We start from the raw sequence: 25,392 nt of genomic DNA on the forward strand, positions 1-25,392 counted from the left end.
CAGGGAATATAACGATGGTTCAGGTGGGAGCGTCTGTGCAGTACGCCTCAACGCCGGCACCGCTCGCCGCCGTAGGCTGACGGGATGCCGGGCTCCCCGTACACCGATCTGGACCGACCGCCGCTGTCGGCGGCCCGGCTGCGGCGCGCGCTGGTCGCGCCGAACGGACCGTGGGCCCGCCTGGAGCTGCACGCCGAGACGGGCTCCACGAACGCGGACGTGTCCGAGGCCGCCGCCACGGGCGAGCCGGAGGGGCTGGTCGTGGTCGCGGAGCGGCAGACCGCCGGGCGGGGTCGGCGCGGCCGGGTCTGGCAGTCGCCGCCGCGCGCGGGCATCGCCACCAGCGTCCTGCTGCGGCCCGGCGAGGCCGTGCCGGACCGCGACTGGGCGGCGGTTCCACCCACGGGGTACGGCTGGCTGCCGCTTCTCGCGGGCGTCGCGCTGGTCGAGGCGGTGGCCCGGCTGGCCGAGCTGGACGCCGCTCTGAAGTGGCCCAACGATCTGCTGATCGGCGACGCGAAGTGTGCCGGTGTGCTGGCCGAGGCGGTGCCGGGGCGCTCGCCGGCCCAACCGCCCGCCATCGTCCTCGGCATCGGCCTCAACGTGACCCTGCGGGCCGACGAACTGCCGGTGAACCCGACCGGGTTGCCGGCCACCTCGCTGCAACTGGCCGGCGCGGCGGCCACCGACCGGGATCCGCTGCTCCGGGCGCTGCTGCGCTCGGTGGCGGACTGGTACGACCGCTGGCGCACCGCCGGCGGGGACGCCGAGGCGAGCGGCCTGCGCGACGCCTACCTGGCGTCCTGCGCGACGATCGGTCGCGAGGTACGGGTCCTGCTGCCCAACGGCGAGACCCAAACCGGCACCGCATCCGGCATCGACGCTGACGGCCAACTCCAACTAACCACCCCCACCGGAACCCGATCCATCGCCGCCGGAGACGTCCTCCACCTGCGCTAGCCCTCCCTGCGCGGCGATCTTGCACTTTCTGTCGTGGCGTACCGGGCTCAAGGCCGCGTAACGGCGACCGAAAGTGCAAGATCGCGGAAGCTCGGGTGGGGCCGCGTGGCGGATGTCGCCGAGTGGCCTTCGGGGATTACGGTCGGCGCGTCAAAGAAAAGGCGTTGGAGGTTGTCGTGGCGTTCCCCGAAGACGTGCTCACGAAGGACGAGCACGTCGTGCTGCACCTACACCCGCACTGGAAGGCTCTGGTCCGGCCGATCCTGGTGCTGGTCCTCGCCATCGCCGCCGTGGTGGTCGGCGTGCTCCTGCTGCCCGAGAGTTCCGGCGGTTCGATCGCGTTGGCCGTGATCGGCGCGATCGGCCTGGTCGCGGTCCTCTGGCTCGGTCTGTGGCCGTTCCTGGTCTGGCGTACCACCCATTACCTGTTCACCAACGAGCGCGTGCTGTTGCAGCAGGGTGTGTTCTCCCGGGACCGGCGGGACCTCCCGCTCACCCGGATCAACGACCACTCGATGAACCAGCACTTCTTCGAGCGGATGCTCGGCTGCGGCACCCTCACCATCGAGTCCGCCGGCGAACGCGGCCAGTCGGTGCTCAAGGACGTACCGGGGGTCGGCCGGGTGCAGACCACCCTCTACGAGCTGGTCGAGGCGCAGCACGACAAGCACTCGCTGGGCGACGGGGAGATGCGCGACATCCTCGCCGACATGCGCGAGGGCAAGCCGTTGCGCGACACCACGAGCTGAGCCGATCGGCGCTGACCACTCCGGCCCGAGGACGGGTCGGAGTGGTCAGGTGTGCTGACCTGCCCCGGCCGCCGCCGGCCCTGCCGCAGCCTGTTCCGCCGCAGCCGGCTCTACTCCAGCCGGCTCTGCCCCAGCCTGTTCTGGCGGAGCGGGAGCCGGATCGGTCGAGGACGGCCCGGCCTCGGGGTCTGTCTCGACCGGCCGTAGCGCGAACCAGCCACGGAAGCGGGTCCGCAGCACCTCCTGCTCGGGCTGGTTGTCCGGGCCGAGGCGGAGCATGGTGCCGGTGAGGATGACGGTGCCGAGCCCCGCGCGAGCGTCCGAGGGGCGGGCGCCCATCACGTCGACCCGGACGGCGAGACGGTCACCGGCCCGGACCGGGGCGAGCCACCGCAACTCCTCCAGGCCGGGGGAGGCGTCCGCCGCCGCGCGGGACAGCAGGTGATCGACGTACGCCCGCATGAACAGGCTGACCGTGTAGAAGCCGCTGGCGATCACCCCGCCGTACCGACTGGCCTCGGCCAGCTCCTGGTCGACGTGGTACCACTGCGGGTCGAAGCGTCGGGCGAAGGCCCGCATCTCGTCGCCGTCCACGGTCACCGTCCCGAGGTCGACGGTGAGCCCCGGAACGAGGTCCTCGAAGAACAGCTCGGCGGCCGCTCCGGTGCCGGAGCGGGGGGCGGGAGCCGTCACCGGCGGGGTGCGCGACGCGTGCCGGCGTGCAGCTCCGCGGCGAGTTCCGCGTCCAGGTCGGCGGTCATCGGCCGCCCCTGCACGGGAGCGGCGCCGGTCGGGCCGGGTGTCGGGCCGGGCCGGTCGGCGGACTGCGCCTCTTCCAGCTCGGAGACCGATTCGGCCAGCTCGGCGACCGGGTCCATCTCGGCCATGGTGTCCCACTCGTCACGCGGGATGTCGTGCCAGGTGGGCTCGGTCTTCGTGGCGTCCGCGGCCGGTGCGACGGGCTGGAAGACGAAGGTGCGGTACGACCAGAACCGGAACAGGGTGCCCAGCAGGACACCGGCGGTCTTCGCCACGTTCAGCGCCAGCAGGCCGTGTACGCCGAGGCCGTACTTGGCTGCGGCCACCGCGCCCAGTTCGATGAGCAGGCCGGCACCGTTGAACAGGAAGAACAGGACGTACTCCCGGCGAAGCGCCGATTTCGGGCGATCCCGGTACGTCCAGTGACGATTCATCAGGTACGACGTGATCGTCGCGACGAGGGTCGCGATCACGTTCGCCTTCAACTGACCGTTGACGAAAACGGTAAGTGCAAGGACATTGAACACGGCGTAATTGATGACGGTGTTCACACCGCCGACGATGCCGAATTTGAGCGCCTCGTGGATGAACTTCTGCCAGCGCTCAGGCAGCAGACGGACAAGACGCATGCGAAACACCTTAGGGCAGTCGGTGAAGCCGGCGATCACCGGCCGGACGAGGTGGGCGGCAGGTCACGCCCCGTGATCCCGGTCGTGCTCCACCTGCGGAACGACCGGTGTTCCCGCTTCGACGAAGACGAACCGCCGGTAGGACCAGAATCGGAACAGCGTCCCGAGGCCGGTGCCCACGACGAAGCTGGCGATGTTGTCGGCGAGCTGCGTCTGGAACACCGCCGGCCAGATGCTGCCGAGCCCGTACCGGCTGATCGCGAGGCAGCCCACCGCGATCCCCAGGCCGACAGCGTTGAAGAAGAAGAACAGCGCGTACTCCCGCGCCGGGTTGCTGCGTTGGCGGTGCCGCCAGGTCCAGAAGCGGTTGCCCAGGAAGGCGAAGGTCGCAGCGATCACGGTCGAGATCGTCTTCGCCGTCACCTGCTCCATGCCGCGCGCGGTCGTCAGGTAGTTGAAGAGCGCGAAGTCGACGAGGAAGGCAATCCCGCCCACCGTGGCGAACTTGCTCAACTCGCGCACGAGGTGACCGAAACGGTCGAGCAGTGCGCGGACCAGACCCGGTCGGGTCTGCCGGGGGCCCGGTTGCTCCCCGGTCATCGTGGCGGCCACGGGGCGAGCCTACCGGCTGTGGACGTGTCGGCGGGGGAGCAACGGCGAGGGGGACATCGTCGCCTATGGCGGCCCTGTCAGTCGGTGTGCCGCCGTTGAACGCAGCGTAACCAGAAGGGAGGACTGACGCGGCTCGGAACGGGAATCCGCGAACCGGTCGGCAGGGTGGGTTGACGGCCCGACCGCAACACGCGTCGACCGGGGGTGCACAACAAGATTTGCGTGAAACTGCGCAGGAAAGCGGGTATCAGATCGTGATGCCGCAGCGTGGCCGTACCTTGTGCAGTTCTTCACAACCAGTCCCACTGACTCGGAAGGCTGCCCGGTTTACGCTGAGCCCAATCCCAGGTTTCCACGAAGGCGGCGCTTCGCGTCGCTGAGACTCGTGCATCCCATAGATCGGTCAGCGTCGACCACAAGGAGATGTGTCATGGTTGCTCCGGCTGTAGTGCGGGGTATCGATCAGGCCCCGACGTCCCATCCGAAACTGCTTGCCTGGGTCCGTGAGGTCGCGGAACTGACCACCCCCGACCGGGTCGTGTGGGTGGACGGGTCCGACGAGGAGTGGCGCCGCCTCACCGATGAGCTGGTCGAGGCCGGCACCCTCATCCGGTTGAACCCGGAGAAGAAGCCGAACTCGTTCTACGCGCGCACCGACCCGTCCGACGTCGCGCGGGTCGAGGAGCGCACCTACATCTGCTCTGTCGACGAGGCGGACGCCGGCCCCACCAACAACTGGATGGCGCCGGCCGAGATGAAGCGGACGATGACCGAGCTGTACCGCGGCTCGATGCGCGGTCGCACCATGTACGTCATCCCGTTCGTGATGGGCCCGGTCGAGGCCGAGAGCCCGATGTTCGGTGTCGAGATCACCGACAGCCCGTACGTGGTGGCGTCGATGCGCATCATGACCCGGATGGGCGCGGCGATCCTCGAGGCGATGGGCGACGACGCGGACTTCGTGCACGCGCTGCACTCGATCGGCGCCCCGCTCGCTCCGGGCCAGCAGGACGTGCCGTGGCCCTGCAACGAGACCAAGTACATCTCGCACTTCCCGGAGACCCGCGAGATCTGGTCGTACGGCTCCGGGTACGGCGGCAACTCGCTGCTCGGCAAGAAGTGCTACTCGCTGCGTATCGCCAGCGTGATGGGCCGGGACGAGGGCTGGCTCGCCGAGCACATGCTCATCCTCAAGATCACCTCGCCGGAGGGCAAGGTCCACCACATCGCCGGGGCCTTCCCGTCCGCCTGCGGCAAGACCAACCTGGCTATGGTGGAGCCGACCATCCCGGGCTGGAAGGTCGAGACCATCGGCGACGACATCGCCTGGATGCGGTTCGGCCCGGACGGCCGGCTCTACGCGGTGAACCCGGAGTACGGCCTCTTCGGCGTCGCGCCCGGCACCGACTGGAAGACCAACGCCAACGCCATGCGCACGCTGGACCGCGGCAACTCGGTCTTCACCAACGTGGGCCTCACCGACGACGGGGACGTCTGGTGGGAGGGCATGGGGGAGCCCCCGGCGCACCTGATCGACTGGAAGGGCAACGACTGGACGCCGGAGAGCGACAGCCTCTCCTCGCACGCGAACAGCCGGTTCTGCACCCCGATCACGCAGTGCCCCATCCTCGCCGACGAGTACTTCGACCCGAACGGCGTACCGATCGACGCGATCCTCTTCGGTGGCCGCCGCAAGGACACCATTCCGCTGGTGACCGAGGCTCGCGACTGGGTGCACGGCGTCTACATGGGCGCGACGCTCTCGTCCGAGACGACGGCCGCCGCGTCCGGCGCGGTGGGTGTGGTCCGCCGCGACCCGATGGCCATGCTGCCCTTCATCGGCTACCACGCGGGCGACTACTTCCGGCACTGGATCGAGATGGGCAAGGGCGCCGACGGCGACGAGGCCAAGCTGCCGAAGATCTACTACGTCAACTGGTTCCGCAAGGATCCGGACGGCTCGTTCCTGTGGCCGGGCTTCGGCGAGAACTCCCGGGTGCTCAAGTGGATCGTCGAGCGGATCGAGGGCACGGCCGACGCGGTCGAGACCCCGGTGGGCATGGTCCCGGCGCAGGACGCGCTCGACGTCGAGGGACTGGACATGACCCCGGAGGACGTCCGGATCGCGCTGAAGGTCGACCCGGACGAGTGGCGCAACGAGCTGCCGATGATCACCGAGTGGTTCGAGAAGTTCGGTGACAAGCTGCCCGGCGTGCTGTGGGCCGAATTGGACGCGCTGCGCGCCCGACTGGACGCGGTACAGCCCCAGCGCCAGGTGTGAACATCGCCCGCCGCGGGCAACAACGGATCCCATGAGGACGGCCGCCGAGACCGAGGTCCGGCGGCCGTCCGCCGTCCGCGCGCTCACCCTCCTGCTCGCGACGACAGCGGCGGCCACCGTCGTGGTCGAGCTGCTCAACTGGTGGTACGCCCCGGAGCAGGGCTTCGGTCTGGCCGTACGCACCGGCTGGGCCATGCTGCGCTCGTTCGGCTTTCTGCTGCTGATCGGGCACGTGCGCAGGGGCCGGACGGTGGCCCGCCCGTTCGGGTTGATCCTCGCGGTCACCACGATCTTCGCCGTTGGCCGGCTGATCGTGCCCCGGCAGGGAGTGCCGCCGCTGCCGGGACTGCTCGGCTTCGCCGCGCTCAGCGCGCTGTGTGTGGCGGTGGTCTGGCTGCTCTACCGCTCGTCGGCGCTCGCCGGGCACCTGGTTCGGCACCGGCCCCGACTGGTCATCGACAAGACCGGCATCTCGTGGCGGGAGACGCCGCCGCGTCGGCCGCAGGCGAGCGCGTGGTTGTTGACCAGCCGCGTGGCGGCGTTCACCTACAGCCCGCTGATGCTGGTGCCGGCGCTGGTGGCCGGGGGTGCCATCCTGGACAATCGCCTCTCCGCCGTGCCGGCCGTGCTGTTCTGGTTCGGCGCCGGCATCGCGGCCAGCTACGCCGTGCTGTTCTGCACCGCGTTCCTGATGCGCGGCAAGGACTGGGCGCGGGGCCTGCTGATCGTCGTCACGCTGGGCGTACTCGCGGTGGACCTGCCGCTGTGCTGGTGGCTGCTGGGCCTGGACGGCCTGATCCGCGACGGCGCCCCGCTGGTGGCCGCCGCGGCCCTGGCCCTCTACGGCCTACGCCGGGCGGCGCGGGCATCCGACGCGGCCATCCCCGCCTGAGAGCCTGCGCGCGTGCCGGCGATGCGGTCGGTGGGGCTGGCCGGTCGGTGGGGCTGGCCGGTCGGGCTGGCGGGGTTGGTGCGAGCCCTGTCGAGTTGCCCCAAATATGGGCCGCCGGCGGCGCTCGCTTAGCCCTGGCGGCAGCGCGCCGTCGAGCCATCGGAGGCGCGGGGCTGGCGGGGTTGGTGTGAGCCCTGTCGAGTTGCCCCGGATATGGGTCGCCGGCGGTGCGGCTTAGCCTCGGCGGCAGCGCGCCGTCGAGCCATCGGAGCCCCTGCCCCATCTATGGGGCAGCTCGACAGGCAGCGCAGTAGACGGCACGGGTGCCGGAGCCGATCCGCCGGTCCACGCGTCGGCGGGCAGGCGGCAGAGCGGCAGCCGCGTGGGCGGGCGGCAGCGGTGTGTGGCGGGCGGCAGCAGTGTGGGCGGGCGGCAGCAGTGTGGGCGGGCGGCGGCCGTCTGGGTGGCAGCGGGCGGCTGGGCGGGCGGCAGCGGTGCAGCAGAGCGGCAGCCGTGTGGGCGGGCGCCAGAGCGGCAGCCGTGTGGGCGGGCGGCAGAGCGGCAGCCGTGTGGGCGGGCGGCAGAGCGGCGGCCGTGTGGGCGGGCGGTCAGGGGGCAGGATGACGGGTGACGTCGGTCACCGTGGCCGGTGTCGACGGCCCAGGTGATCGCCGGGCGGGACGGGTACGAGCCGTGCCGCCCCGGTCGGAGGGAGGCGCGCGGTGAGCGACGAGTTCGACGTGGTGGTGGTCGGTGCCGGGCCGGCCGGGGCGGCCGCCGCCCTGACGGCCCGCCGGGCGGGTGCCAGCGTGTTGCTGCTGGACCGTGCCGATTTTCCTCGGGACAAGGCGTGCGGCGACGGGATCGCTGCGCACTCGGTGGACGTCCTCAACGAGTTGGGCGTGACCGAGGCGGTGGCCGGGTACGCCCCGCTGCCCGCGCTGCGGATGGTCGCTCCGGGCGGCCAGGCGGTGGCTCGGGCGCTGCCCCGGCCGGCGTACACCGTGCCCCGGGAGGTCTTCGACGCGCGGCTGGTGGCCGCGGCGGTGGCCGCCGGCGCGCAGTTGCGTCGGCACAGCGTCCGCCGGGTCCAGCCGCGTGGCGACCGGGTGGTGCTCGACGGAGAGCTGTCCGGCCGGGTGGTGGTGGGCGCGGACGGCGCCGGGTCGGTGGTGCGCCGGGCCCTCGGCCACCCCGTCAACCCCGACCGGCACCTCGCGCTGGCCATCCGTGGGTACGCGCCCGCGCTGCCCGGCCCACCCGAGCAGCTCATCGTGACCTCCAAGGCGCGCTGGCCGGCGTACGCCTGGTCGTTTCCGATCGGCGACGGGCGGGCGAACGTCGGGTACGGGGAGGTGCTGCGCGGCGAGCCGCTGAGCCGCGCCTACCTGCTGGATCGACTGGCCGCGCTGCTGCCCGGCACCGACCTGTCGACGGTGACCGCGTTGCGCGCCCACCACCTGCCGCTGTCCACGCACCGGCCGGCGCCGGGTCGGGACCGCACCCTGCTGGCCGGCGACGCCCTGTCGCTGATCAATCCGTTCACCGGGGAGGGCATCTTCTACGCGCTGCTCTCCGGAGCGTTGGCCGGGGCCGCTGCGGCTCGGGAACCGGAGGCGGCGGCCCGCCGCTACGCTGCGGGTCTGCGTCGTCGCCTCGGCACACACCTGCGCCACAGCTCGGTGGCCGCCTGGTTGGCGCGGCGGCGACGAGTGGTCGACGCCGCGGTCCGGGCGGCCCGTCGGGACGACCGGGTGTTCGACGACGTGGTCGAGTTGGGGCTTGGCGACGGGCGGCTCACCGCCCGTACGCTGGGCATGATCGGCATCGAACTGTCCGGCGGGGATCGCCCTCCGAAGGGGTGATCCGGCGGGCGGGTCGCTACGCTGCTAGGTGATGACGCTGCGGAACCTTATCTACTCCGTGTACGAGCGCCGGCTCACCGCGAAGCTCGCGGGCAAGCCGGTGCCCCGGCACGTCGGGGTGATGTGCGACGGCAACCGCCGGTGGGCCCGCGAGATGGGCTACGTCGACCCGAACGACGGGCACCGGGTCGGCGCGGCGAAGATCAAGCATGTCCTCGGGTGGTGTGACCAGGCCGGTATCGGCCACGTCACGCTCTACCTGCTCGCCACCGACAACCTGCGCCGCCCTGCCAGCGAACTGGACCCGCTGCTGCAGATCATCGAGGACCTGGTGGTGGAGCTGGCGGAGGAGGGCAACCCCTGGCGGCTGCGCATCGTCGGCGCGCTCGACCTGCTGCCCGCCCAGACCGCCGCGGCGCTCAAGGGCGCCGAGGAGCGTACCCGGGACCGCAGCGGCGGCGCGGAGGTCAACATCGCGGTCGGCTACGGCGGCCGGCGGGAGATCACCGATGCCGTCCGCTCGCTGCTGCTGGAGCACGCCGCATCCGGCGGCACCCTCGAGGAGTTGGCCGAGGTGCTGGACGTCGAGCACATCGCCGAACACCTCTATACCCGTGGCCAGCCCGACCCCGACCTGGTCATCCGTACGAGTGGGGAGCAGCGACTGTCCGGGTTCATGCTGTGGCAGTCCGCGCACTCGGAGTTCTACTTCTGCGAGCTGAACTGGCCGGATTTCCGGCACATCGACTTCCTGCGGGCGCTGCGCTCGTACGCCACCCGCCAGCGCCGCTACGGCGCTTGACGGCCTCAGGGGAGCTGGTCCAGGGCCCGGGTCAGGAAGTCCCCCAGCGCGGCCGGTGACTCGATGGTCAGGTCGGCCGCGTCGGCCACCTCCTGGCCGGTCTCCGGGTTGGCCACGGCCACACAGACACCGAAGAAGTCCGGGTCGCCCTCGGCGCGGGCGCGTAGCGCCGCGAACGCCTTGATGTCGGAGACGTCGTCGCCGAAGTACCAGGCGCCGCTGGCGCTCTGGACCACCTCGCCGATCACCATCCCCTTGTCCCGGTCGACCGGTGGCTTGAGCTCCAGCACCATCCGACCGGCCTGCACCCGCAGCCCCAGGCGGTCGGCCTGCGCCTGACCCCACTGCTGCACCGTCGCACCGAGCTGCGGGGCCGTACGCCAGTGCAGCGCGACGGAGAGCCGCTTGAACTCGACGAGGGCGCCGGGTGGCAGCTCCTCGCGCGCCAGGTCGGCCAACTCGGCCATGGTGGGCACCCAGGGCAGGGCGGTGGGCTCGGTGACGGTCTCACCACCGGAGTGGCTGTGCTCCAGGCCGTAGAGGCCGTACAGGTCCACGCCGCTCAGCTCACCGAGGCGGTCGCGGAGGAACTCGACGGGCCGCGCGGAGACGATCGCGATCCGCCGCACCACCGGGGCCAGCGCCTCGATCGCGGCGAGCGCGTTCGGCGCGGGACGGACCGCCGTCGGATCGTCGTCGACGGGCGCGAGGGTGCCGTCGAAGTCGAAGAAGAGCACGGTCCCACCGGCCCGGCCGGCGGTTATCTGCCAAGCCTGGTCGGCGTTCAACGGGGTCCTCGGCTGGTGGTTGCCCAGATTCAACGGCGGCACGCGCGTCAGCGTACCCCGGCGTTGGAGGCTCATTCCTGGCCGAGCGGACCCACCCGGCGGCGCTCGGTCAGCGTTCGGCGGCTCCTCGTCCACGGCGTCCGAACGGCACCACCGCCGCCTCCTGTCCGTGGCTGAGCAGGTAGCCCTCCACGAACCCGGTGTTTCGATCCCCGGTGTGGGTCTCGATTTCGTTGAGGCGTGCCACCAGGAACTCGGTGAGCGCGCTGAGCCGGTCGTTGAGCCGCTCGTGCAGTTCCGCGACGACGGCCAGGATGACCGCCGTACCGGCGCTGGTGAGCGCGAGAAGGTTGACGAGCAGCGGCAGCTGCCCACCGTTGACCGCGAGGGTCACCACGTTGCCGGTCGCCCACAGTGTCATCGACACCGTGGCGACCACGACTCCCCACCACTTCAGGGTCATGGACAGACCCCTCCTTCTGTCCCGCAGGGCTAGGTTCGGCCTTGTCCCGTCCCCCCGCCGATGACGAGCCCAAGCAGTACGAATAGGGACGCTAGCGTGCCCGTTCCTGCCCCGGAGCGAAACGAATGAACCTGACCAGGCGTTCTTTCGCCATCTGAGGAACTACCCGGCTTGATTGCCTCTATTTCGGACATCGACCGGCAGCGTTGGGCGGTATGCGAGGTATCTAATGGTTTCGCGGATGTGGAACTTCTCCGCGTCCGACACGTTCGGGTCGACCAGGCGGCGCAGCAGGGCCTCCACGTCCGGGTCCATCGGAGGGGCCGGCTGTCCGGCGCGCGGGCCGCTGGCGGTGCGGTCCCAACCCAGCGCGGCGAAGGCGGCGGCGGGGTTCAGCCCCAGGCCCTCGCAGAAGGCGACCACCCGTTCGGCCTCGGGGTCGCTGGCCCAGTCGCCACGGACCCACCGGTTGATGGTCTGCCGGGAGACGCCGGTACGCCGGGACACCTCGGTGCCGCTCCAGGCGCGCGTGGCCCGCGCCTCGTCGAGGGCGCGCCGAACGAAGGTGGCGAAGGCGATTTTTCGCGCGTTGGCCGTCTCGGTCACCCCGTGACGGTACGACCAGCCGTCAGCGGATGTTTGCCCAGGCACGCTGCTGTCACGCGGACGTGACGGCACTCTCGGATTCGTAACCAACGATCCAGCGCCGCTTTCGAGGGGTGTCACCCGGGCAGAATAGATGCCCGTCGTGGCGAATGTAAGGGGACGAAAAGCTGATACTGTCACGCTCATGGGACAATCTACGGTGTGTCACGTGCATGAGACGACTGGTGCTCACATGCGTCACGCCCCCGGTGCCGAGGGGGTGTGGTGACCGAGCTCGCCACCCGAGCCCAGGCCTTCGGGCTGATCGCCGAGGGAGTGGCAGCGGGGCTGAGTGCCCCGTGGCGCCTCTACCTTGCCCGAGGTTGCCGATACCTGTCGCTGAGCGTCGGCGACCGCACCGAGTGGAACGCCTGGCGTACCCACCTCGGCTGCCCCGAGTTGAGCGTCCGGGTCTACGACGCCGGCGGGGAGATCCGTCGATCCTCGGTCGCCGAGGTCGTGCTGGACGGCTGTCGGATCACCGTCGAGCTGGTCGAGGAGGTCAGCACCGACGACCTGGACCGGCTGCTGGTCGCGGACCCCACGGCCGACCCCACCACGGTCGAGCCGGAGGAGCGATGAGCCGGCGTCCGGGCCGGGCGGGGGGCGCCCGATGAGCCCGTTCCTCGTGGTCTTCCTCGTCCTGGTGCTCGGTGCCACCAGCTACGCCGCCGGTCGCCTGCACGGCCAGCTCAGCTACCGCATCGGCTATCGCTTCGGTTACCGCCAGGGTTACTTCGACGGGGACCGGGGCGCCTGGAACCGCCGCCGTCGCGACGCCCAGGCGGCGATCGCCTCCGCGTTGTCGGTCTCCTCCCCGGGGGCCGTCCGCTCCGCCGGCACGGTCGTCCGCCCCGACGCGGTGACCCGCCCCGGCACCACCTACACCGGCTCGTCGTTCACCGCGCCGGCTGCCCCGATCACCGGGCGGCACCCGACCGGCACGCTCGTTCGACGAACCGGCTGAGCCGGCTGGCGGGTCGCCTCCGAGCGTCCCGCCGACCGGCACGCGGGAACGCGGTGCGTCGTCCGCGGCGGACACGCACCGTCGGGGCCACGTCAGACCGGTGGCGGCGGCCCCGCCGGCCGGGATGCGCGCAGGGGGCATGCATCCCGGCCGGCTCGCCGCGCCCGGCCGCCACGGTGCCGCACGTCGCGCGTCGTCCCGCGCCGGCTCGTCGGTCCGGCGCTGTTCACACGGCCGTCTCCAGAGATCCACGATCGCCCCTAGCCGGGACGGTCCTGCGCCGCTAGCGTCTAGGCATGGCGCGGGGTTCTCCCGAGCCAGCCGGTCCACCCGGATCTGCGACCTCGCGCACGGGGTTCCGCATCCGACCCCTCCGGGCACCGGACGAGGCGGAAAACGGGTGGCCGGGTGCCCATCCGTCGGAGCAGGCCTGTGACGACTCGCCGTACCACCGCCGGTGCCGACCAGACCCCGGCCGCGACTGCCACGACCCGCCGCGCCGCCCGGAGCCGCCGTGCGGCGGACGCCGCGCCGGCCGAGAACAAGGAGCCCCGACCAGCGGGGCAGGCCTTCGTTCTCGACACCTCCGTGCTGCTGTCCGACCCGGCGGCGTTCCACCGCTTCGCCGAGCACGAGGTGGTGCTGCCACTGGTGGTCATCACCGAGTTGGAGGGCAAGCGGCACCATCCGGAGCTGGGCTGGTTCGCCCGGCAGTCGTTGCGGATGCTCGACGAACTGCGCATCCGGCACGGCCGCCTCGACCGACCGGTACCCGCCAACGACGCGGGCGGGACGCTGCGGGTGGAGCTGAACCACACCGACGACGGCGTACTGCCCCCCGGGTTCCGCACCGAGAGCAACGACGCCCGGATCCTGTCGGTGGCGCTCAACCTCGCCGCCGAGGGGCGGGACGTCACGCTGGTCAGCAAGGACATGCCGCTGCGGGTCAAGGCCGCCTCGGTGGGTCTGCGCGCCGACGAGTACCGCCACGGTCAGGCCAGCGACCCGACCTGGACCGGCATGTCGGAGATGGAGCTGGGCGAGGAGCAGATCGGCCAGTTGTACGCGGGCGAGACGCTCGACCTGGACGAGGCGGCCGGGCTGCCCTGCCACACCGGGCTGGTGCTGCACTCGGCGCGCGGCTCGGCGCTCGGGCGGGTGCTGCCCGACAAGTCGGTCCGCCTGGTCCGGGGCGACCGTGAGGCGTTCGGGCTGCACGGCCGCTCGGCCGAGCAGCGAATCGCCCTCGACCTGCTGCTCGACGAGACGATCGGGATCGTCTCGCTGGGCGGCCGGGCCGGCACCGGCAAGTCGGCGTTGGCGCTCTGCGCCGGCCTGGAGGCCGTGATGGAGCGTCGCCGGCACAAGAAGGTGATCGTCTTCCGCCCGCTCTACGCCGTCGGTGGTCAGGAGCTGGGCTATCTGCCCGGGTCGGAGTCGGAGAAGATGTCGCCCTGGGCGCAGGCGGTCTTCGACACGCTCGGCGCGGTCGTGCACGAGAACGTGCTGGAGGAGGTCACCTCGCGGGGCATCCTCGAGGTGCTGCCGCTGACCCACATCCGGGGGCGCAGCCTGCACGACGCCTACGTGATCGTGGACGAGGCCCAGTCGTTGGAGCGCGGGGTGCTGCTCACCGTGCTGTCCCGGATCGGGCAGGGGTCCCGGGTGGTGCTCACCCACGACGTGGCCCAGCGGGACAATCTGCGGGTCGGCCGGCACGACGGTGTGACCGCGGTGATCGAGGCGTTGAAGGGCCATCCGCTCTTCGCCCACGTCACGCTCAGCCGTTCGGAGCGGTCGCCGATCGCCGCCATGGTGACCGATCTTCTCGAGGACATCCCGCAGTGATGGGGGTTTTGTAGCATTTCGTCCCTATTCTAAGTGTGGCGCAGATCACAAACGGCGCGGTCGGTTTCCCATGTGCCTCACTGTGCGCGATGGTGTCCCACGAGCGCCCACGCACCACAGGCATCGTCGGTGATCGCTCGCCCGAGGTCAGGGCGGCATCAGTGGCGATCGGTGCGTCGGCGCGACCGGCTCACCGGTCGGGGCGCTCACGGCACGGCTGAGGGCTGACGTGGCCCGGCGCCGCGCCGTGTCCTTGCCCCCGACGAAGGGACCACTTCGTGAGTCGGCTGTGGAGCCGGTTGGGTGCCCGTACGGCCGCTGTCGCGTTGCTCTCCGTGGGCGTCGCCGGTGGCTTCTACCTGGGCGAAGACCGGGAAACTCAGCAGCAGGGCCTGACCGCGCAGGTCGGCGTCGAGGTCGACCGCGTCGACTTCGCCTACCAGCGCGAGCGCCAGGCCAGCCACCAGGTCGCGTTCGCGCGGCAGCGGGCCGCCGAGTACCAGGCCAAGCTGCGGGCGGCCCAGGCGGCCAAGGAGGCCGCTGAGCGGGCCCGCAGGGCCGAGGCCGCCGCCGCGTCGCGCAAGCGCGAGCGGGAAGAGGCGGAGAAGGCCGCCAAGCCGTACGACGGGCCGATCCCGGCCTCCTGCGCCGAGTACAGCGGCAACCGCAAGATCGGTTGTGCGCTGATGCTCGAGAAGGGCTTCGGCATCGCCGAGTTCCCCTGCCTCGAGAAGCTCTGGACCAAGGAGAGCGGCTGGAACCACAAGGCCGCCAACCCCATCGGCGCGTACGGCATTCCGCAGTCACTGCCGGGCAGCAAGATGGGCACGGTCGCCGACGACTGGCGCACCAACCCGGCCACCCAGATCATCTGGGGCCTGGGCTACATCAAGGGCAAGTACAAGACGCCCTGTGGCGCCTGGACCTACTTCCAGAACAACAACCACTACTGACGACGTACGACGGCGGGGCGGGTGGGCGACCACCCGCCCCGCCGTCGCGCGTAACCCCGGTCAGGACGTGAGTGGCGGTCGGCCCCTTTTGCTGATAGCAGTTGGGGGGTGAGCCTGCATCCGCCAAGCGGCGACCCGTTCCGGTTCGGCACCGAGGCGTTCTACGCCGCCCTCGGCCGGGCCTTCGTCGCCATGTGCGCGGTGGTCCCGTTCCTCTTCCTCATCGAGGCGATCGACCAGGGGCTCGCGTTCGGCCTGGACGCGACCGCCGGCATCATCCCGCACCGCATCGACGGCCTCGACGGTGTCTTCTTCTCGCCGTTCCTGCACCACGGCTTCGACCACCTCTACAGCAACAGCATCCCGCTGATCCTGCTGGGCACCTTCGTGCTGGCCGCCGGCGCCCGGCGGTTCCTGTGGTCGACCCTGGTCATCATCCTGGTCTCCGGCCTCGGGGTCTGGTTCACCGGCTCACCCAACTCGGTGGTGGTCGGCGCGAGCGGGGTGATCTTCGGCTACCTGGGCATCCTGCTCACCCGCGGCATCGTCGAGCGCAGTTGGTGGAACTTCGCCGTCTTCCTGCTCGTCGGCCTGCTCTACGGCTGGCAGCTCGTCGGCATCCTCCCCACCGACGAGCGGATCTCCTGGCAGGGGCACCTGTTCGGGTTGCTCGGCGGCGTGGTGGCCGCGATCCTGTTCCGCCGCCGCCGACCCACGGTGGACGGTCCGGACTACTCGGGATCCACCCTCAGCCTGCCCTGACCTGCTTGTCGGCGCGCCCCTGGGACATGCTTGCCCGACCGCCGCGCCCCGCCTACCGTCGAGATCAGCACGCGTTGATCCGCGAGCGGAAAGCGACGGTACGCCATGCGCGAGGTCGATGTCGCCGTGATCGGAGCCGGTCCCGCCGGCCTCTTCGCCGCGTACTACGCCGGGTTCCGGGGCCTGTCCGTGGCGGTGATCGACGCCCTTCCGGAGCCGGGCGGCCAGGTCACCGCCATGTACCCGGAGAAGCTGATCCTCGACGTGGCCGGCTTCCCCGCCGTCAAGGGTCGTGACCTGGTCGCCAACCTGGTCGCCCAGGCGGCGCCCTTCGCTCCGCGGTACCTGCTCGGCACGAGGGCCGAGAAGCTGTCGTACACCGATGACCGGCCGGTGCTCGGCCTGGCCGGCGGTGAGCAGCTCGGCTGCGGCGCGGTCGTGGTCACCGGCGGGCTCGGCAGCTTCAGCCCACGGCCGCTGCCCTGCGCCGACGGCGCCCCCGGTGCCGGCATCGTCTACTTCGTGACCGACCCGGCCGAGCTGACCGACCGGGACGTGCTCATCGTCGGCGGCGGCGACTCGGCCTTCGACTGGGCGCTGGCCCTGCAACCGCTGGCCCGCTCGGTGACCCTCGTGCACCGTCGGGAGAAGTTCCGGGCGCACGCCTCGACGGTCGCCCGGGTGCTGTCGCTGCCGGTGCGGGTGATCGTGAACGCCGAGGTCACCCGCCTGATCGGGGACGCTGAGGTGACTGGCGCCGAGGTGACCGTGCGCGGCGGCGCGGCCGAGACCCTGCCGGTGGACACGGTTGTCGCCGCCCTCGGCTTCACCGCCGACCTTGGCCCCCTCGCCGAATGGGGGCTCCGGCTCGACCGCCGGCACATCGTGGTGGACAGCGCGATGGCGACGAACCTGCCGAGGGTCTTCGCGGCCGGCGACATCACCGAGTACCCGGGCAAGGTGCGCCTGATCGCCACCGGCTTCGGCGAGGCCGCCACGGCCGTCAACAACGCGGCGGTCGCCATCGACCCGAGCGCGCACCTGTTCCCCGGGCACTCCTCCGACGTGGGCTGACGGTCGGTATCGCACACTGACCGGTTCGTGTCCGGTTCGAGACGGGTCGAATGGACCCTGAGGGAATGACGGGGACCGGGAAGGCACGTGATGGCGCACCCACGACGCTGGCCTGGCTCTGCCACCCGACGACTCTGCTCGCGCTCGTCCTCCTGGTCCTCAACGACCGGCTGTGGAAGGCGGCGTATCCGGGCCTGGTGACGGGCAAGCTGAGCGACGTGGCGGGCCTGGTGCTCGCTCCGCCGCTGGTCGCGGTGCTGCTCACGCTGCTGGCGCCGCGGCTGCCGGCCCGCAGGGCCGCGCTGGTCGGCCTGGTCGCGGTGGGCGCCGGATTCGCGGTGGTCAAATCCAGTGGGTACGCCGCTGAGCTGGCCTCCTCGGCCTGGACCGCACTGGCGGGACCGTCACTGGTCCGGGCCGACCGGACCGACCTGTTCACGCTGCCGGCACTCGGCCTGGCGTGGTGGAGCTGGACGCGGGCGCGGAGGCGACCCGTGCGGCACCGGACGGCCCGGCTGGTCCGGTTGCTGGTGGTCCTGCCACCGGCGGTGTTGGCGGTGGCCGCCACCAGTGCGGCCTGGTTTCCGTACGCGCTGGGTACGACGATGCTTGACGGCCGTCCGGCGATCTCGGTCGGCGAGGGCTCCGAAGACGCGTCGTTCTGGCCGGACGACCCCGCCGACGGCCAGTGGGCGGTCAGCAACGACGGGGCGGTGACCTGGCGCAACGCCACCGTTGACGAGACGGGACGGCTGAACAGCCAGGACTCCCCGCGTCAGCGGGCGTGTGCGCCGGAAGACCCACGGCGCTGCTACCGGGTGATACCGGGGCACCTTCGGGTGGAGCAGAGCGACGACGCCGGCGTGACCTGGCAGGTTGCCTGGGAGGTGCCGGACCCGCGGCGCGACGCGTTGGCCCAGCGCTATCCGGCCCCCGGCGACGCCCGCCGTCACTTCTCCTCCCGGGAACTGGTCGTCTATCCACACCTGGGCGGCGGCCACGAGGTGCTGGTCGCGAACGGTCGGGACGGCTTCCTGCGTCGCCTGTCGGACGGCGGGTGGCGGCGCGCCGGGTTCCTCGGTGAGCAGCCGTCCGCGACTGGTCCGCCCGAACTGCCCCCGCTGCGCGACGGCGGGCGGGTCCAACGCGGGGTCGACGTCTGGCTCGCGTTCGGGCTCGCGTTGCTGCTCGGCTGCGTGGTCACCGTATTCGCCGGTCATCTGGCGATCCGACGTGGCGGCGGCGGTCGCGGGTGGGGGATCGCGGGTGCCGTCACGATCGTGCTGGCCGGACTCGTGCTGGATGCCAGCTGGCCCCGGGTCGACGCGACGAGCGTCGTGGTCACGGTGCTGTTCCTGGTCGTGCCGTTGGGCGCGCTGGCGGCGGGCGCGCTGCTTCTCGTCGCGTGGCTCAACTTTGCTCCGGGACACTGGGTCGGGTTGGCCGTGGGTGACCTGCTGCTCACCGTGATCCTGGCCTCGCTACCGCTGGCCGGCTGGGTGAACGGCACACTCGGGCAGACCTGGGTGGCCGTCGCGCTGGCCGGGCTGGCCACCGTGCCGGGCCTGCTGCTGGCGGTCCGGCTCGCGAGGCTGGCCGACCCGGCCCGCGAAGAGAACCGGCGCGACTCGCCGCCCTACCCGCCCTACCGGGTTGCGCCTTGATCCACTCGGGTTCTTGAACATCGGGGCGTCGGAGGCGGTGGGACAGCGCGGTTTCGATGAACCAGAGTGGATCGAGCTGCCAACGGTCACGGCTGGGCGGCGGGTGGGGCCAGGGCGGTTATCAGCACGGCCACCAACGTCAGTGCCGCCCCGAGCAGGCTGTTCACGCTGGGGTGCGAGGCCGCTGTGGGCAGCACCAGATCCAGCAGTACGGCCCCCACGATCTGGCCGGCGATGGTGGCCAGGCCGAGCAGCAGCACACCTGTCGTCCGCACGATCGCGGCGGCGATCGCGATGAACACGATGCCGATCGGGCCGCCCAGGTAGAGCCACGGTTCGTTCGGCGCGTGACCGGTCGGCCAGCCGCGTACGGCGATGTCGACCGCGAACGCGACCAGCAGGGTTGCCGTGCCCACGGCGAAGTTCACCAGCGTGGCGGTCAACGCGCTGTCGGCCGCCCCCCGGACCTGCCCGTTCACCGCCTGCTGCCAGGCGATGCCCACCCCGGCCAGCAGGGGCAGCAGCGCCAGCGCCAGCCCGCCCGGATCGCCGAGCCGGTCACCGACCGCCAGGACGACCGCGAGCACCGTGAGCACCGCGCCGGCCAGGCGCTGTCGGGTGACCGGCTGCCGACCGGTCGGGCCGATGCCGGCGCGGTCGACGGCGAGGCTGCTACCGGACTGGCCGGCCACCACCGCCACGGTGAAGACCGCCACCCCCAGCGAGCCGATGGTGAGCCCCTGCGTGGCCACCAGCAACGCCCCGCACATTCCCCCGAGGCACTGCCACGGGCGCAGCGTGCCGGCCGTGAGGGCCCGCCGTACGGCGAGCAGCCCTCGCCGCCCGCCAGGGGTTGCCGGCACCAGCACCAGCAGCACCACCAGGCCCAGCCCGAAGGAGACCACCGCGGCGGCGAAACCATCGGCCAGGCGTACGCCCAGCTCGCCGTTGATCCGAGACTGCGCCGCCACCGCGACCCCGGCGACCGACGCCAGCGCGACACCGATGATCCGGCGGGTGGCTGGCAGGGTCGGCGGAGCCGCGGTGCCGGTGCCGCTCACTCCTGTTCGGCTAGCGGGCGACCGTCGAAGTCGACCGCGGAGTAGAGCGCCAGCTTCTCCAGCCGGTGGTACGAGTCGATGACCCGGATGGTGCCGCTCTTCGAGCGCATGACGATCGACTGGGTGTACGCGCCGCCGGCCCGGTACCGCACCCCGCGCAGCAGGTCACCGGAGGTGACACCGGTCGCCACGAAGAAGCAGTTGTCCCCGGTGACCAGGTCGTCGGTGCCGAGCACCCGGTCCAGGTCGTGCCCGGCGGCGAGGGCCTTCTCCCGCTCCTCGGCGTCGCGCGGCCACAGCTTGGCCTGCATGGCGCCACCCATGCACTTGAGCGCGCAGGCCGAGATGATGCCCTCCGGGGTGCCGCCGATGCCCATGAGCACGTCGACGTCCGACTCGCCGCGGGCCGCCAGGATGGAACCGGCGATGTCGCCGTCGGAGATGAACCTGATGCCCGCGCCGGTCCGGCGGATCTGGGTGACCAGGTCTTCGTGGCGGCTGCGGTCCAGCACGCAGACGGTCACCTCGGAGACGTCGGTGCCCTTGATCTTGGCGATCCGGCGCAGGTTCTCGCTGACCCCGGCGTTGATGTCGATCACGTCGACGTACGCGGGACCGACCGCGAGCTTCTCCATGTAGAAGACCGCGCTGGGGTCGAACATCGCGCCTCGCTCCGAGACGGCGAGCACCGCGAGGGCGTTCGGCATGCCCTTGCTCATCAGCGTGGTGCCGTCCACCGGGTCGACCGCGACGTCCACCTCCGGGCCGGTGCCGTCGCCGACGTGTTCGCCGTTGAAGAGCATCGGGGCGTTGTCCTTCTCGCCCTCGCCGATCACCACGACGCCGCGCATCTGGATCGAGTTGATCAGTTTGCGCATGGCGTCGACAGCGGCGCCGTCGCCGCCCTCCTTGTCACCCCGGCCGACCCAGCGGCCGGCGGCCATCGCCGCGGCCTCGGTGACCCGGACCAGGTCGAGGGCCAGGTTGCGGTCGAGATCCTGTGGGATCCGGGTCCTGGTGTTCGTCATGACGGCTGCTCCTCCTCGCGACGGTGCGGGGACGGCCGGCGGCGAAGTGGCGTCGCTGCCGGCTTTGTCGCTGATCCTCACACGATGGCCGACCGAGCGCGGGTGCGGGGCGGTGATGGGCCGGATACCGCCGGTCGGGCGGCTGCGAAGATGGCAGGGTGGAACCCGCACAGCCTGCTGACCGCGTACCCGCCGACCAGACGCCGCCCGACGGCCAGCCGCCGGCCGACCTCCCGGACGCCCCCGGCGCCGGGCCCGCCGCGACGGGCCCGGTGGATCCGACGGCACCGACCACCGGCGAGCCGGCCCTGGTCGCCGACGAGGCGACCCCCGTGGCCGAGCCGGCCCACGTCGGACCGGGGCCGGCGGCCCGGCCGTCGCCGCCCCGGGCGGCCGCGACGGCGGGCAAGTCCGAGCGGTCACCCAAGGACATGGCGATCTCGCTGCTGGTGCTGCTCGTCCCGATCGCCCTGCTGCTGGCGTTCTACCGGGGTTTCCTGGGCGGCGACGAGGCCACCACCGTCGACCCCGCCCCGGCGATCGAACAGGCGCGGTCCGCGAACGCGGTCCCGGTGAGCGAGCCGCACGGGCTCGGCTCCGGATGGCGTACGGTCAGCGCCCGCTACCAGAGCGTCGAGGGTGGCGCGACGCTGCGGATCGGCTACCTGACGCCGGAGGGCAGGGGTGTGCAGCTCGTGCAGAGCAGCGTGCCGGCCGAGCGGCTGCTGCCGGCCGAGCTGACCGACCAGGGGCAGCCACAGGGGCCGACCGAGTTGAGTGGGCGCACGTGGCAGCGGTACACGGCCCGGGGGAACCAGCAGGCGCTGGCCCTGCTGGAGCCGACCCGCACGGTGCTCGTGATCGGTGACGCGCGGGACAACGAACTGCGGGAGTTGGCCGGCGCGCTGGGCTGAGGAGTCCACAGTCGAGGAGGCGCACGCCGAGGGGGCCGGTCCGGTACGCTCCCTCGGCTCGGTCCGGCCCGCACGCGGTGGCCGGACCATGTCCCCTTTTGTGAAGTGAGAACTCAGTGAACATTCGACGGTGGAGCTTCGGCTTCCTCGCCGCCACCCTGCTCGTCCCCGGCCTGGCCGCGTGCAAGTCCGACGCTGCCGAGCCGGCCGCCGCCCCGAGCGCGTCCGCTCCGGCCGTACCGGCCGACCCGAAGGAGGCGCTGCTCGCCTCCACGAAGGAGATGGCCAAGGGCGACTTCACGTTCACCATTGCGGGCGCCGACCTGACCGGCGGTGGCCTGGTGCACAAGCCCAGCAACAGCGCGCAGTTGACCATGAAGATGGGCGACGCCTCCCAGGACGTGTCGATGGAGATGGACCTCATCTACATCGACTCGGAGAGCTGGGTGAAGATGGAGCTCGGCGGCGAAATGGCGGCCATGGTCCCCGAGCTGGCGAAGAACAAGGGCAAGTACCAGCACCTCGACAAGACCAAGGCCAAGGAGATCAAGGACTTCCAGCTCGACCCGGAGACGTTCGACCCGGTCGACAGCGAGACCCTGGTCAAGGGCGTGACCGAGGTGCAGAAGACCGGCGAGGGCAGCTACGCCGGCAAGATCGACATCAGCGCCTCCGCGGAGTCGGTCGCCCTCGACGAGGACGTGGTCAAGGCGCTCGGCGCGCAGGCCAAGTCGCTGCCGTTCACCGCCAAGCTGGACCCGCAGGGTCGCCTCACCGAGCTGGTCATCTCGGTGCCGGCCGCCGGCGAGACCGCCGCGCACGACATCAAGATCGGATACGCGGGCTACGGCGCCGGGACCGGCGCCCAGAAGCCGCCGGCGGACAAGGTGGTCGAAGCCCCGGCGGAGACGTACGAGATGTTCAAGTAAGCCGCACGGCGGGCCGGGGCGACCAGAGGTCACCCCGGCCCGCTCTGTTCGGCACCGGTTGCCCGCAAACAACCGGACAACAAGGGTGATTGTCCGACGCGTCGACAGGGAACAAGAAGAGAGCGATCCGGGCGCGCCGCTCGGCCCGGATTGTGCGACGTGGCCGAAGGGCTGCCGCGTCGCCCGGTTTCCGGCGCCGACCAGGTAGTCGGGTGACCCCCTTGGGAGACACGTATGACTGTTCGACGACTGGGTGCCGGCCTGGTAGCCGCCGCCCTGTTCACGCCCGCCCTGGCCGCCTGCGCCGGTGGCACGACCGGCACGGCCGGGTCAACCGCGTCCCCGACGGTGAGCGCGTCCGGGGCGCCGAGCCAGTCCGGCGGTGCGCCGGTGTCCGGCGACGCCAAGCAGGCCCTGCTCGACTCCACCAAGGCGATCAGCGACGGCAACTTCCGGTTCACCCTCTCCGGCGCCGGGTCCACGGCTGAGGGGCAGGTGCACCAGCCGAGTCAGAGCGCCGCTCTGAAGTTCGCCATCGGTGGCCCCTCCTCTGACCTGGCCATGAAGCTCGACGTGATCCACGCCAAGCCGGACAGCTGGGTGAAGCTGGAACTGACCGGCCCCACCGCCGACAGCCTGCCCGCCATCAAGCAGCTCAACCTCGGTAAGTACCAGCACCTCGACCAGGCCCGCGTCAAGGGCAACAAGAACCTCGGCTTCGACTTCGACAAGGTCGACCCGGCCGGCAGCGCGGTGCTGACCCAGGGCATCACCGAGGTCCGCAGCACCGGCACCGGCACGTACGCCGGCACCATCGACGTCACCAAGGCCGCCGAGGCGGGCTCGCTGAACGCCGCCACGATCGCCGCGCTGGGCACCCAGGCGAAGACGGTCCCGTTCACCGCGAAGGTCGACCCGCAGGGCCGGCTGAGCGAGCTGGCGCTGCAACTCCCGGCCTCCGGCCAGACCACGGCCCAGGAGATCAAGATGACGTACTCCGACTACGGCTCCGCCACCCCGGCGCAGAAGCCGCCGGCGGACCAGGTCGTCGAAGCGCCCGCCGAGCTGTACAGCCTGTTCAACTGACCGTCGTACGGGTGGGGTGGCTCCGGCCATCCCACCCGACGGTCAGGCGGACGGTTCCTGACGGGCGGCGTCGATTCGCGCCCGCGCACCGTCCAGCCAGCGCTGGCAGATCACCGCCAGCGCCTCGCCGCGCTCCCACAGCGCCAGCGACTCCTCCAGGGACGTGCCGCCGGCCTCCAGCCGCTCGACCACCGAGGCCAGTTCGGCGCGGGCCTGCTCGTAGCTGAGCCGCTCGTCCGGCCCGGCCTTCGTGTCGTCAGTCATCGCGTCCATCTCAGCACACCCCGGTCGGTGTCACTTCGTCGCCACGTCCCCGCCGACCGTCGCGGCCAGCTCGCCCTCGGCGAGGCGTACCCGGAGCGGGTCGCCCTTGCCGACCTCGGCCGCCGCCCGGACGACGTGCCCGTCGGCGCGCTGCACGATCGCGTACCCCCGGTCGAGCGTCGCGGCGGGGGAGAGGGCGCGCAGTCGGGCCAGGGTGTGCCGCAGGTCGTCGTCGGCGGCCGCGACCCGGTGGTCCAGGCAGCGCCCGGCGCGTTGACGCAGTGCGGCCAGCTCGGTCGCACGGTGCTCCACCATCACCTGCGGCCGGGCCAGCACCGGCCGGGAGCGCAGGCTGTCGAGGCGGTGCGACTCCCGGTCGACCAGGTTGCGCACCGCCCGCTGGAGCCGGTGCCGGGCCTGACCGATGAGGCGTACCTCCTCGGTGAGGTCGGGGACCACCCGCTTGGCCGCGTCGGTCGGGGTGGAGGCCCGCAGGTCGGCGACGTAGTCGATCAGCGGCGTGTCCGTCTCGTGGCCGATCGCGCTGACCACCGGGGTACGACAGCCGAAGACGGCCCGGCACAGTGCCTCGTCGGAGAAGGGCAGCAGGTCCTCGATGCCGCCACCACCCCGGGCGATGATGATCACATCGATGCTCGGGTCCGCGTCCAGGACCTTGAGCGCGTCCACGATCTGCGGCACGGCGGACGGGCCCTGCACCGCCACGTTGACCGTCCGGAACTCCACGGCGGGCCAGCGCCGGCGCGCGTTGGTCAGCACGTCCCGCTCGGCGGCGGACGCCCGGCCGGTGATCAGACCGATCCGGCCGGGAAGGAACGGCAGCCGACGCTTGCGGGCCCGGTCGAACAGTCCTTCGGCGGCGAGCAGCTTCTTGAGCTTCTCCAGCCGGGCCAGCAGCTCACCGAGACCCACCTGGCGGATCTCGTCGGCCCGCAGGCTCAACGTGCCCCGGGCGGCGTAGAACTCCGGCTTGGCGTGCAGCACCACCCGGGCACCCTCGCGCAGCTCCGGCGCGCCGGCGTCGAGCACGTCACGGTTGGTGGTGACGGTCAGGCTCAGGTCGGCGGACGGGTCACGCAGGGTCAGGAAGACGGTGGTGGCCCCGGGACGGCGGCTGATCTGCGCCACCTGCCCGTCCACCCACACCCAGCCCAGCTTGGCGATCCACGCCCCGACCTTCTGCGAGACAACCCGAACCGGCCACGGTTCCTCCGCGCTGCTCCGGCCCTCGCCGCCCCCACCACCCACCCCACCCACACCACTCACCCCACTCACCCCCCAACCCTACGGAGGCCCTCGGTGATCAAGAAGTTTGCGTCGGATCCGGGCGCGTTTCTGACGCGAACCTCTTGATCACCGGGATTTGGGCCCGGGTG

Annotated in this window: 26 protein-coding genes; 16 read left to right on the forward strand and 10 right to left on the reverse strand. The window is 71.6% G+C overall.

The annotated features are described in order from the left end of the window. Window positions 1-84: 84 nt before the first annotated feature. On the forward strand, window positions 85-960 hold the full coding sequence (locus tag ACQP03_RS04415; RefSeq protein ID WP_357395904.1) for a biotin--[acetyl-CoA-carboxylase] ligase: 876 nt from the start codon (window positions 85-87) through the stop codon (window positions 958-960). Between the two features lie 176 nt (window positions 961-1,136). Then, on the forward strand, window positions 1,137-1,709 hold the full coding sequence (locus ACQP03_RS04420) for a PH domain-containing protein (RefSeq protein ID WP_357130226.1): 573 nt from the start codon (window positions 1,137-1,139) through the stop codon (window positions 1,707-1,709). 45 nt (window positions 1,710-1,754) lie between these two features. Here the strand turns inward: ACQP03_RS04420 and ACQP03_RS04425 are convergent, their stop codons facing one another. The 3 genes from ACQP03_RS04425 to ACQP03_RS04435 all read right to left on the reverse strand — a co-directional run bounded on the left by ACQP03_RS04425 (window position 1,755) and on the right by ACQP03_RS04435 (window position 3,697). Beyond that, window positions 1,755-2,402 carry a MaoC/PaaZ C-terminal domain-containing protein gene (locus ACQP03_RS04425; RefSeq protein ID WP_357130223.1) on the reverse strand — a complete coding sequence of 216 codons (648 nt, stop codon included), beginning with the start codon at window positions 2,400-2,402 and terminating at the stop codon, window positions 1,755-1,757. Further along, on the reverse strand, window positions 2,399-3,097 hold the full coding sequence (locus tag ACQP03_RS04430) for a GtrA family protein (protein WP_357130419.1): 699 nt from the start codon (window positions 3,095-3,097) through the stop codon (window positions 2,399-2,401). The genes ACQP03_RS04425 and ACQP03_RS04430 overlap by 4 nt, the downstream gene beginning before the upstream one ends. Before the next feature lie 63 nt (window positions 3,098-3,160). Further along, the gene (locus ACQP03_RS04435) at window positions 3,161-3,697 is read right to left on the reverse strand and encodes a GtrA family protein (RefSeq protein WP_396832117.1); all 537 of its coding nucleotides are present in this window, start codon (window positions 3,695-3,697) and stop codon (window positions 3,161-3,163) included. Between the two features lie 442 nt (window positions 3,698-4,139). On the opposite strand from ACQP03_RS04435, the gene ACQP03_RS04440 reads away from it, so the two are divergent. From ACQP03_RS04440 to ACQP03_RS04455, 4 genes are all read left to right on the forward strand, one after another. Continuing rightward, window positions 4,140-5,990 carry a phosphoenolpyruvate carboxykinase (GTP) gene (locus tag ACQP03_RS04440; RefSeq protein ID WP_357130217.1) on the forward strand — a complete coding sequence of 617 codons (1,851 nt, stop codon included), beginning with the start codon at window positions 4,140-4,142 and terminating at the stop codon, window positions 5,988-5,990. Window positions 5,991-6,021: 31 nt separating this feature from the next. Further along, a complete protein-coding gene (locus tag ACQP03_RS04445; RefSeq protein ID WP_357395908.1) occupies window positions 6,022-6,882 on the forward strand; it encodes a hypothetical protein in 861 nt (286 codons plus the stop codon). A 722-nt stretch (window positions 6,883-7,604) separates the two neighbouring features. Beyond that, on the forward strand, window positions 7,605-8,747 hold the full coding sequence (locus ACQP03_RS04450) for an NAD(P)/FAD-dependent oxidoreductase (protein ID WP_357130211.1): 1,143 nt from the start codon (window positions 7,605-7,607) through the stop codon (window positions 8,745-8,747). A gap of 31 nt (window positions 8,748-8,778) precedes the next feature. Further along, window positions 8,779-9,549 carry an isoprenyl transferase gene (locus ACQP03_RS04455; RefSeq protein ID WP_357130208.1) on the forward strand — a complete coding sequence of 257 codons (771 nt, stop codon included), beginning with the start codon at window positions 8,779-8,781 and terminating at the stop codon, window positions 9,547-9,549. Window positions 9,550-9,554: 5 nt separating this feature from the next. Here ACQP03_RS04455 and otsB read toward each other — a convergent pair whose 3' ends face one another. The 3 genes from otsB to ACQP03_RS04470 all read right to left on the reverse strand — a co-directional run bounded on the left by otsB (window position 9,555) and on the right by ACQP03_RS04470 (window position 11,406). After that, window positions 9,555-10,379 carry a trehalose-phosphatase gene (otsB, locus tag ACQP03_RS04460; RefSeq protein ID WP_357174995.1) on the reverse strand — a complete coding sequence of 275 codons (825 nt, stop codon included), beginning with the start codon at window positions 10,377-10,379 and terminating at the stop codon, window positions 9,555-9,557. A gap of 67 nt (window positions 10,380-10,446) precedes the next feature. Then, window positions 10,447-10,800, reverse strand: a complete 354-nt coding sequence (locus tag ACQP03_RS04465) for a hypothetical protein (RefSeq protein WP_357130202.1) — start codon at window positions 10,798-10,800, stop codon at window positions 10,447-10,449. Window positions 10,801-10,962: 162 nt separating this feature from the next. Continuing rightward, a complete protein-coding gene (locus ACQP03_RS04470) occupies window positions 10,963-11,406 on the reverse strand; it encodes an XRE family transcriptional regulator (protein ID WP_266248891.1) in 444 nt (147 codons plus the stop codon). A gap of 264 nt (window positions 11,407-11,670) precedes the next feature. Between ACQP03_RS04470 and ACQP03_RS04475 the strand changes: the two genes are divergently transcribed. From ACQP03_RS04475 to ACQP03_RS04505, 7 genes are all read left to right on the forward strand, one after another. Then, entirely contained in the window at window positions 11,671-12,027 is a 357-nt protein-coding gene (locus tag ACQP03_RS04475; RefSeq protein ID WP_355048876.1) for a hypothetical protein, read from the forward strand. 31 nt (window positions 12,028-12,058) lie between these two features. Next, window positions 12,059-12,412: a hypothetical protein gene (locus ACQP03_RS04480; protein WP_357130198.1), complete on the forward strand. Its 354-nt coding sequence runs from the start codon at window positions 12,059-12,061 to the stop codon at window positions 12,410-12,412. Between the two features lie 432 nt (window positions 12,413-12,844). Then, complete coding sequence (locus tag ACQP03_RS04485; protein WP_357130195.1) at window positions 12,845-14,260, forward strand: PhoH family protein; 1,416 nt, start codon at window positions 12,845-12,847, stop codon at window positions 14,258-14,260. Window positions 14,261-14,538: 278 nt separating this feature from the next. Continuing rightward, on the forward strand, window positions 14,539-15,213 hold the full coding sequence (locus tag ACQP03_RS04490; protein ID WP_357130192.1) for a lytic transglycosylase domain-containing protein: 675 nt from the start codon (window positions 14,539-14,541) through the stop codon (window positions 15,211-15,213). 108 nt (window positions 15,214-15,321) lie between these two features. Continuing rightward, complete coding sequence (locus ACQP03_RS04495) at window positions 15,322-15,975, forward strand: rhomboid family intramembrane serine protease (RefSeq protein ID WP_357130188.1); 654 nt, start codon at window positions 15,322-15,324, stop codon at window positions 15,973-15,975. 105 nt (window positions 15,976-16,080) lie between these two features. Then, window positions 16,081-17,049 carry an NAD(P)/FAD-dependent oxidoreductase gene (locus ACQP03_RS04500; RefSeq protein ID WP_357130186.1) on the forward strand — a complete coding sequence of 323 codons (969 nt, stop codon included), beginning with the start codon at window positions 16,081-16,083 and terminating at the stop codon, window positions 17,047-17,049. A 65-nt stretch (window positions 17,050-17,114) separates the two neighbouring features. Then, window positions 17,115-18,713: a hypothetical protein gene (locus tag ACQP03_RS04505; protein ID WP_357395928.1), complete on the forward strand. Its 1,599-nt coding sequence runs from the start codon at window positions 17,115-17,117 to the stop codon at window positions 18,711-18,713. Window positions 18,714-18,799: 86 nt separating this feature from the next. Here ACQP03_RS04505 and ACQP03_RS04510 read toward each other — a convergent pair whose 3' ends face one another. Together ACQP03_RS04510 and glpX are read right to left on the reverse strand one after the other, a co-directional pair. Next, on the reverse strand, window positions 18,800-19,774 hold the full coding sequence (locus ACQP03_RS04510; RefSeq protein WP_357130180.1) for a DMT family transporter: 975 nt from the start codon (window positions 19,772-19,774) through the stop codon (window positions 18,800-18,802). Further along, window positions 19,771-20,802: a class II fructose-bisphosphatase gene (gene glpX / locus ACQP03_RS04515; RefSeq protein WP_357130177.1), complete on the reverse strand. Its 1,032-nt coding sequence runs from the start codon at window positions 20,800-20,802 to the stop codon at window positions 19,771-19,773. The genes ACQP03_RS04510 and glpX overlap by 4 nt, the downstream gene beginning before the upstream one ends. Before the next feature lie 158 nt (window positions 20,803-20,960). Here glpX and ACQP03_RS04520 point away from each other — a divergent pair, with 158 nt between their 5' ends. The 3 genes from ACQP03_RS04520 to ACQP03_RS04530 all read left to right on the forward strand — a co-directional run bounded on the left by ACQP03_RS04520 (window position 20,961) and on the right by ACQP03_RS04530 (window position 23,731). Beyond that, window positions 20,961-21,716, forward strand: coding sequence for a DUF4245 domain-containing protein (locus tag ACQP03_RS04520; RefSeq protein WP_357130174.1), 756 nt, complete (start codon window positions 20,961-20,963; stop codon window positions 21,714-21,716). Window positions 21,717-21,832: 116 nt separating this feature from the next. Then, window positions 21,833-22,645 carry a hypothetical protein gene (locus tag ACQP03_RS04525; RefSeq protein WP_355048866.1) on the forward strand — a complete coding sequence of 271 codons (813 nt, stop codon included), beginning with the start codon at window positions 21,833-21,835 and terminating at the stop codon, window positions 22,643-22,645. Window positions 22,646-22,879: 234 nt separating this feature from the next. Then, the gene (locus ACQP03_RS04530) at window positions 22,880-23,731 is read left to right on the forward strand and encodes a hypothetical protein (protein ID WP_357130170.1); all 852 of its coding nucleotides are present in this window, start codon (window positions 22,880-22,882) and stop codon (window positions 23,729-23,731) included. 42 nt (window positions 23,732-23,773) lie between these two features. Here ACQP03_RS04530 and ACQP03_RS04535 read toward each other — a convergent pair whose 3' ends face one another. Together ACQP03_RS04535 and xseA are read right to left on the reverse strand one after the other, a co-directional pair. Next, the gene (locus ACQP03_RS04535; protein WP_355048864.1) at window positions 23,774-23,995 is read right to left on the reverse strand and encodes an exodeoxyribonuclease VII small subunit; all 222 of its coding nucleotides are present in this window, start codon (window positions 23,993-23,995) and stop codon (window positions 23,774-23,776) included. A 30-nt stretch (window positions 23,996-24,025) separates the two neighbouring features. Then, the gene (gene xseA / locus ACQP03_RS04540; RefSeq protein WP_357395935.1) at window positions 24,026-25,291 is read right to left on the reverse strand and encodes an exodeoxyribonuclease VII large subunit; all 1,266 of its coding nucleotides are present in this window, start codon (window positions 25,289-25,291) and stop codon (window positions 24,026-24,028) included. Window positions 25,292-25,392: the final 101 nt, after the last annotated feature.

The sequence above is a fragment of the Micromonospora sp. CA-248212 genome (assembly GCF_050948405.1).
Classification (GTDB): Bacteria; Actinomycetota; Actinomycetes; order Mycobacteriales; family Micromonosporaceae; genus Micromonospora.

What these genes read in the sequence shown, in the direction of transcription:
- ACQP03_RS04430 (WP_357130419.1), bottom strand. Translation starts at nt 3,097, where the DNA reads ATGCGTCTTGTCCGTCTGCTGCCTGAGCGCTGGCAGAAGTTCATCCAC.
- ACQP03_RS04480 (WP_357130198.1), top strand. Translation starts at nt 12,059, where the DNA reads ATGAGCCCGTTCCTCGTGGTCTTCCTCGTCCTGGTGCTCGGTGCCACC.
- ACQP03_RS04455 (WP_357130208.1), top strand. Translation starts at nt 8,779, where the DNA reads ATGACGCTGCGGAACCTTATCTACTCCGTGTACGAGCGCCGGCTCACC.
- ACQP03_RS04505 (WP_357395928.1), top strand. Translation starts at nt 17,115, where the DNA reads ATGACGGGGACCGGGAAGGCACGTGATGGCGCACCCACGACGCTGGCC.
- ACQP03_RS04465 (WP_357130202.1), bottom strand. Translation starts at nt 10,800, where the DNA reads ATGACCCTGAAGTGGTGGGGAGTCGTGGTCGCCACGGTGTCGATGACA.
- ACQP03_RS04445 (WP_357395908.1), top strand. Translation starts at nt 6,022, where the DNA reads ATGAGGACGGCCGCCGAGACCGAGGTCCGGCGGCCGTCCGCCGTCCGC.
- ACQP03_RS04415 (WP_357395904.1), top strand. Translation starts at nt 85, where the DNA reads ATGCCGGGCTCCCCGTACACCGATCTGGACCGACCGCCGCTGTCGGCG.
- ACQP03_RS04500 (WP_357130186.1), top strand. Translation starts at nt 16,081, where the DNA reads ATGCGCGAGGTCGATGTCGCCGTGATCGGAGCCGGTCCCGCCGGCCTC.
- glpX (WP_357130177.1), bottom strand. Translation starts at nt 20,802, where the DNA reads ATGACGAACACCAGGACCCGGATCCCACAGGATCTCGACCGCAACCTG.
- ACQP03_RS04440 (WP_357130217.1), top strand. Translation starts at nt 4,140, where the DNA reads ATGGTTGCTCCGGCTGTAGTGCGGGGTATCGATCAGGCCCCGACGTCC.
- ACQP03_RS04530 (WP_357130170.1), top strand. Translation starts at nt 22,880, where the DNA reads ATGACTGTTCGACGACTGGGTGCCGGCCTGGTAGCCGCCGCCCTGTTC.
- ACQP03_RS04435 (WP_396832117.1), bottom strand. Translation starts at nt 3,697, where the DNA reads ATGACCGGGGAGCAACCGGGCCCCCGGCAGACCCGACCGGGTCTGGTC.
- ACQP03_RS04535 (WP_355048864.1), bottom strand. Translation starts at nt 23,995, where the DNA reads ATGACTGACGACACGAAGGCCGGGCCGGACGAGCGGCTCAGCTACGAG.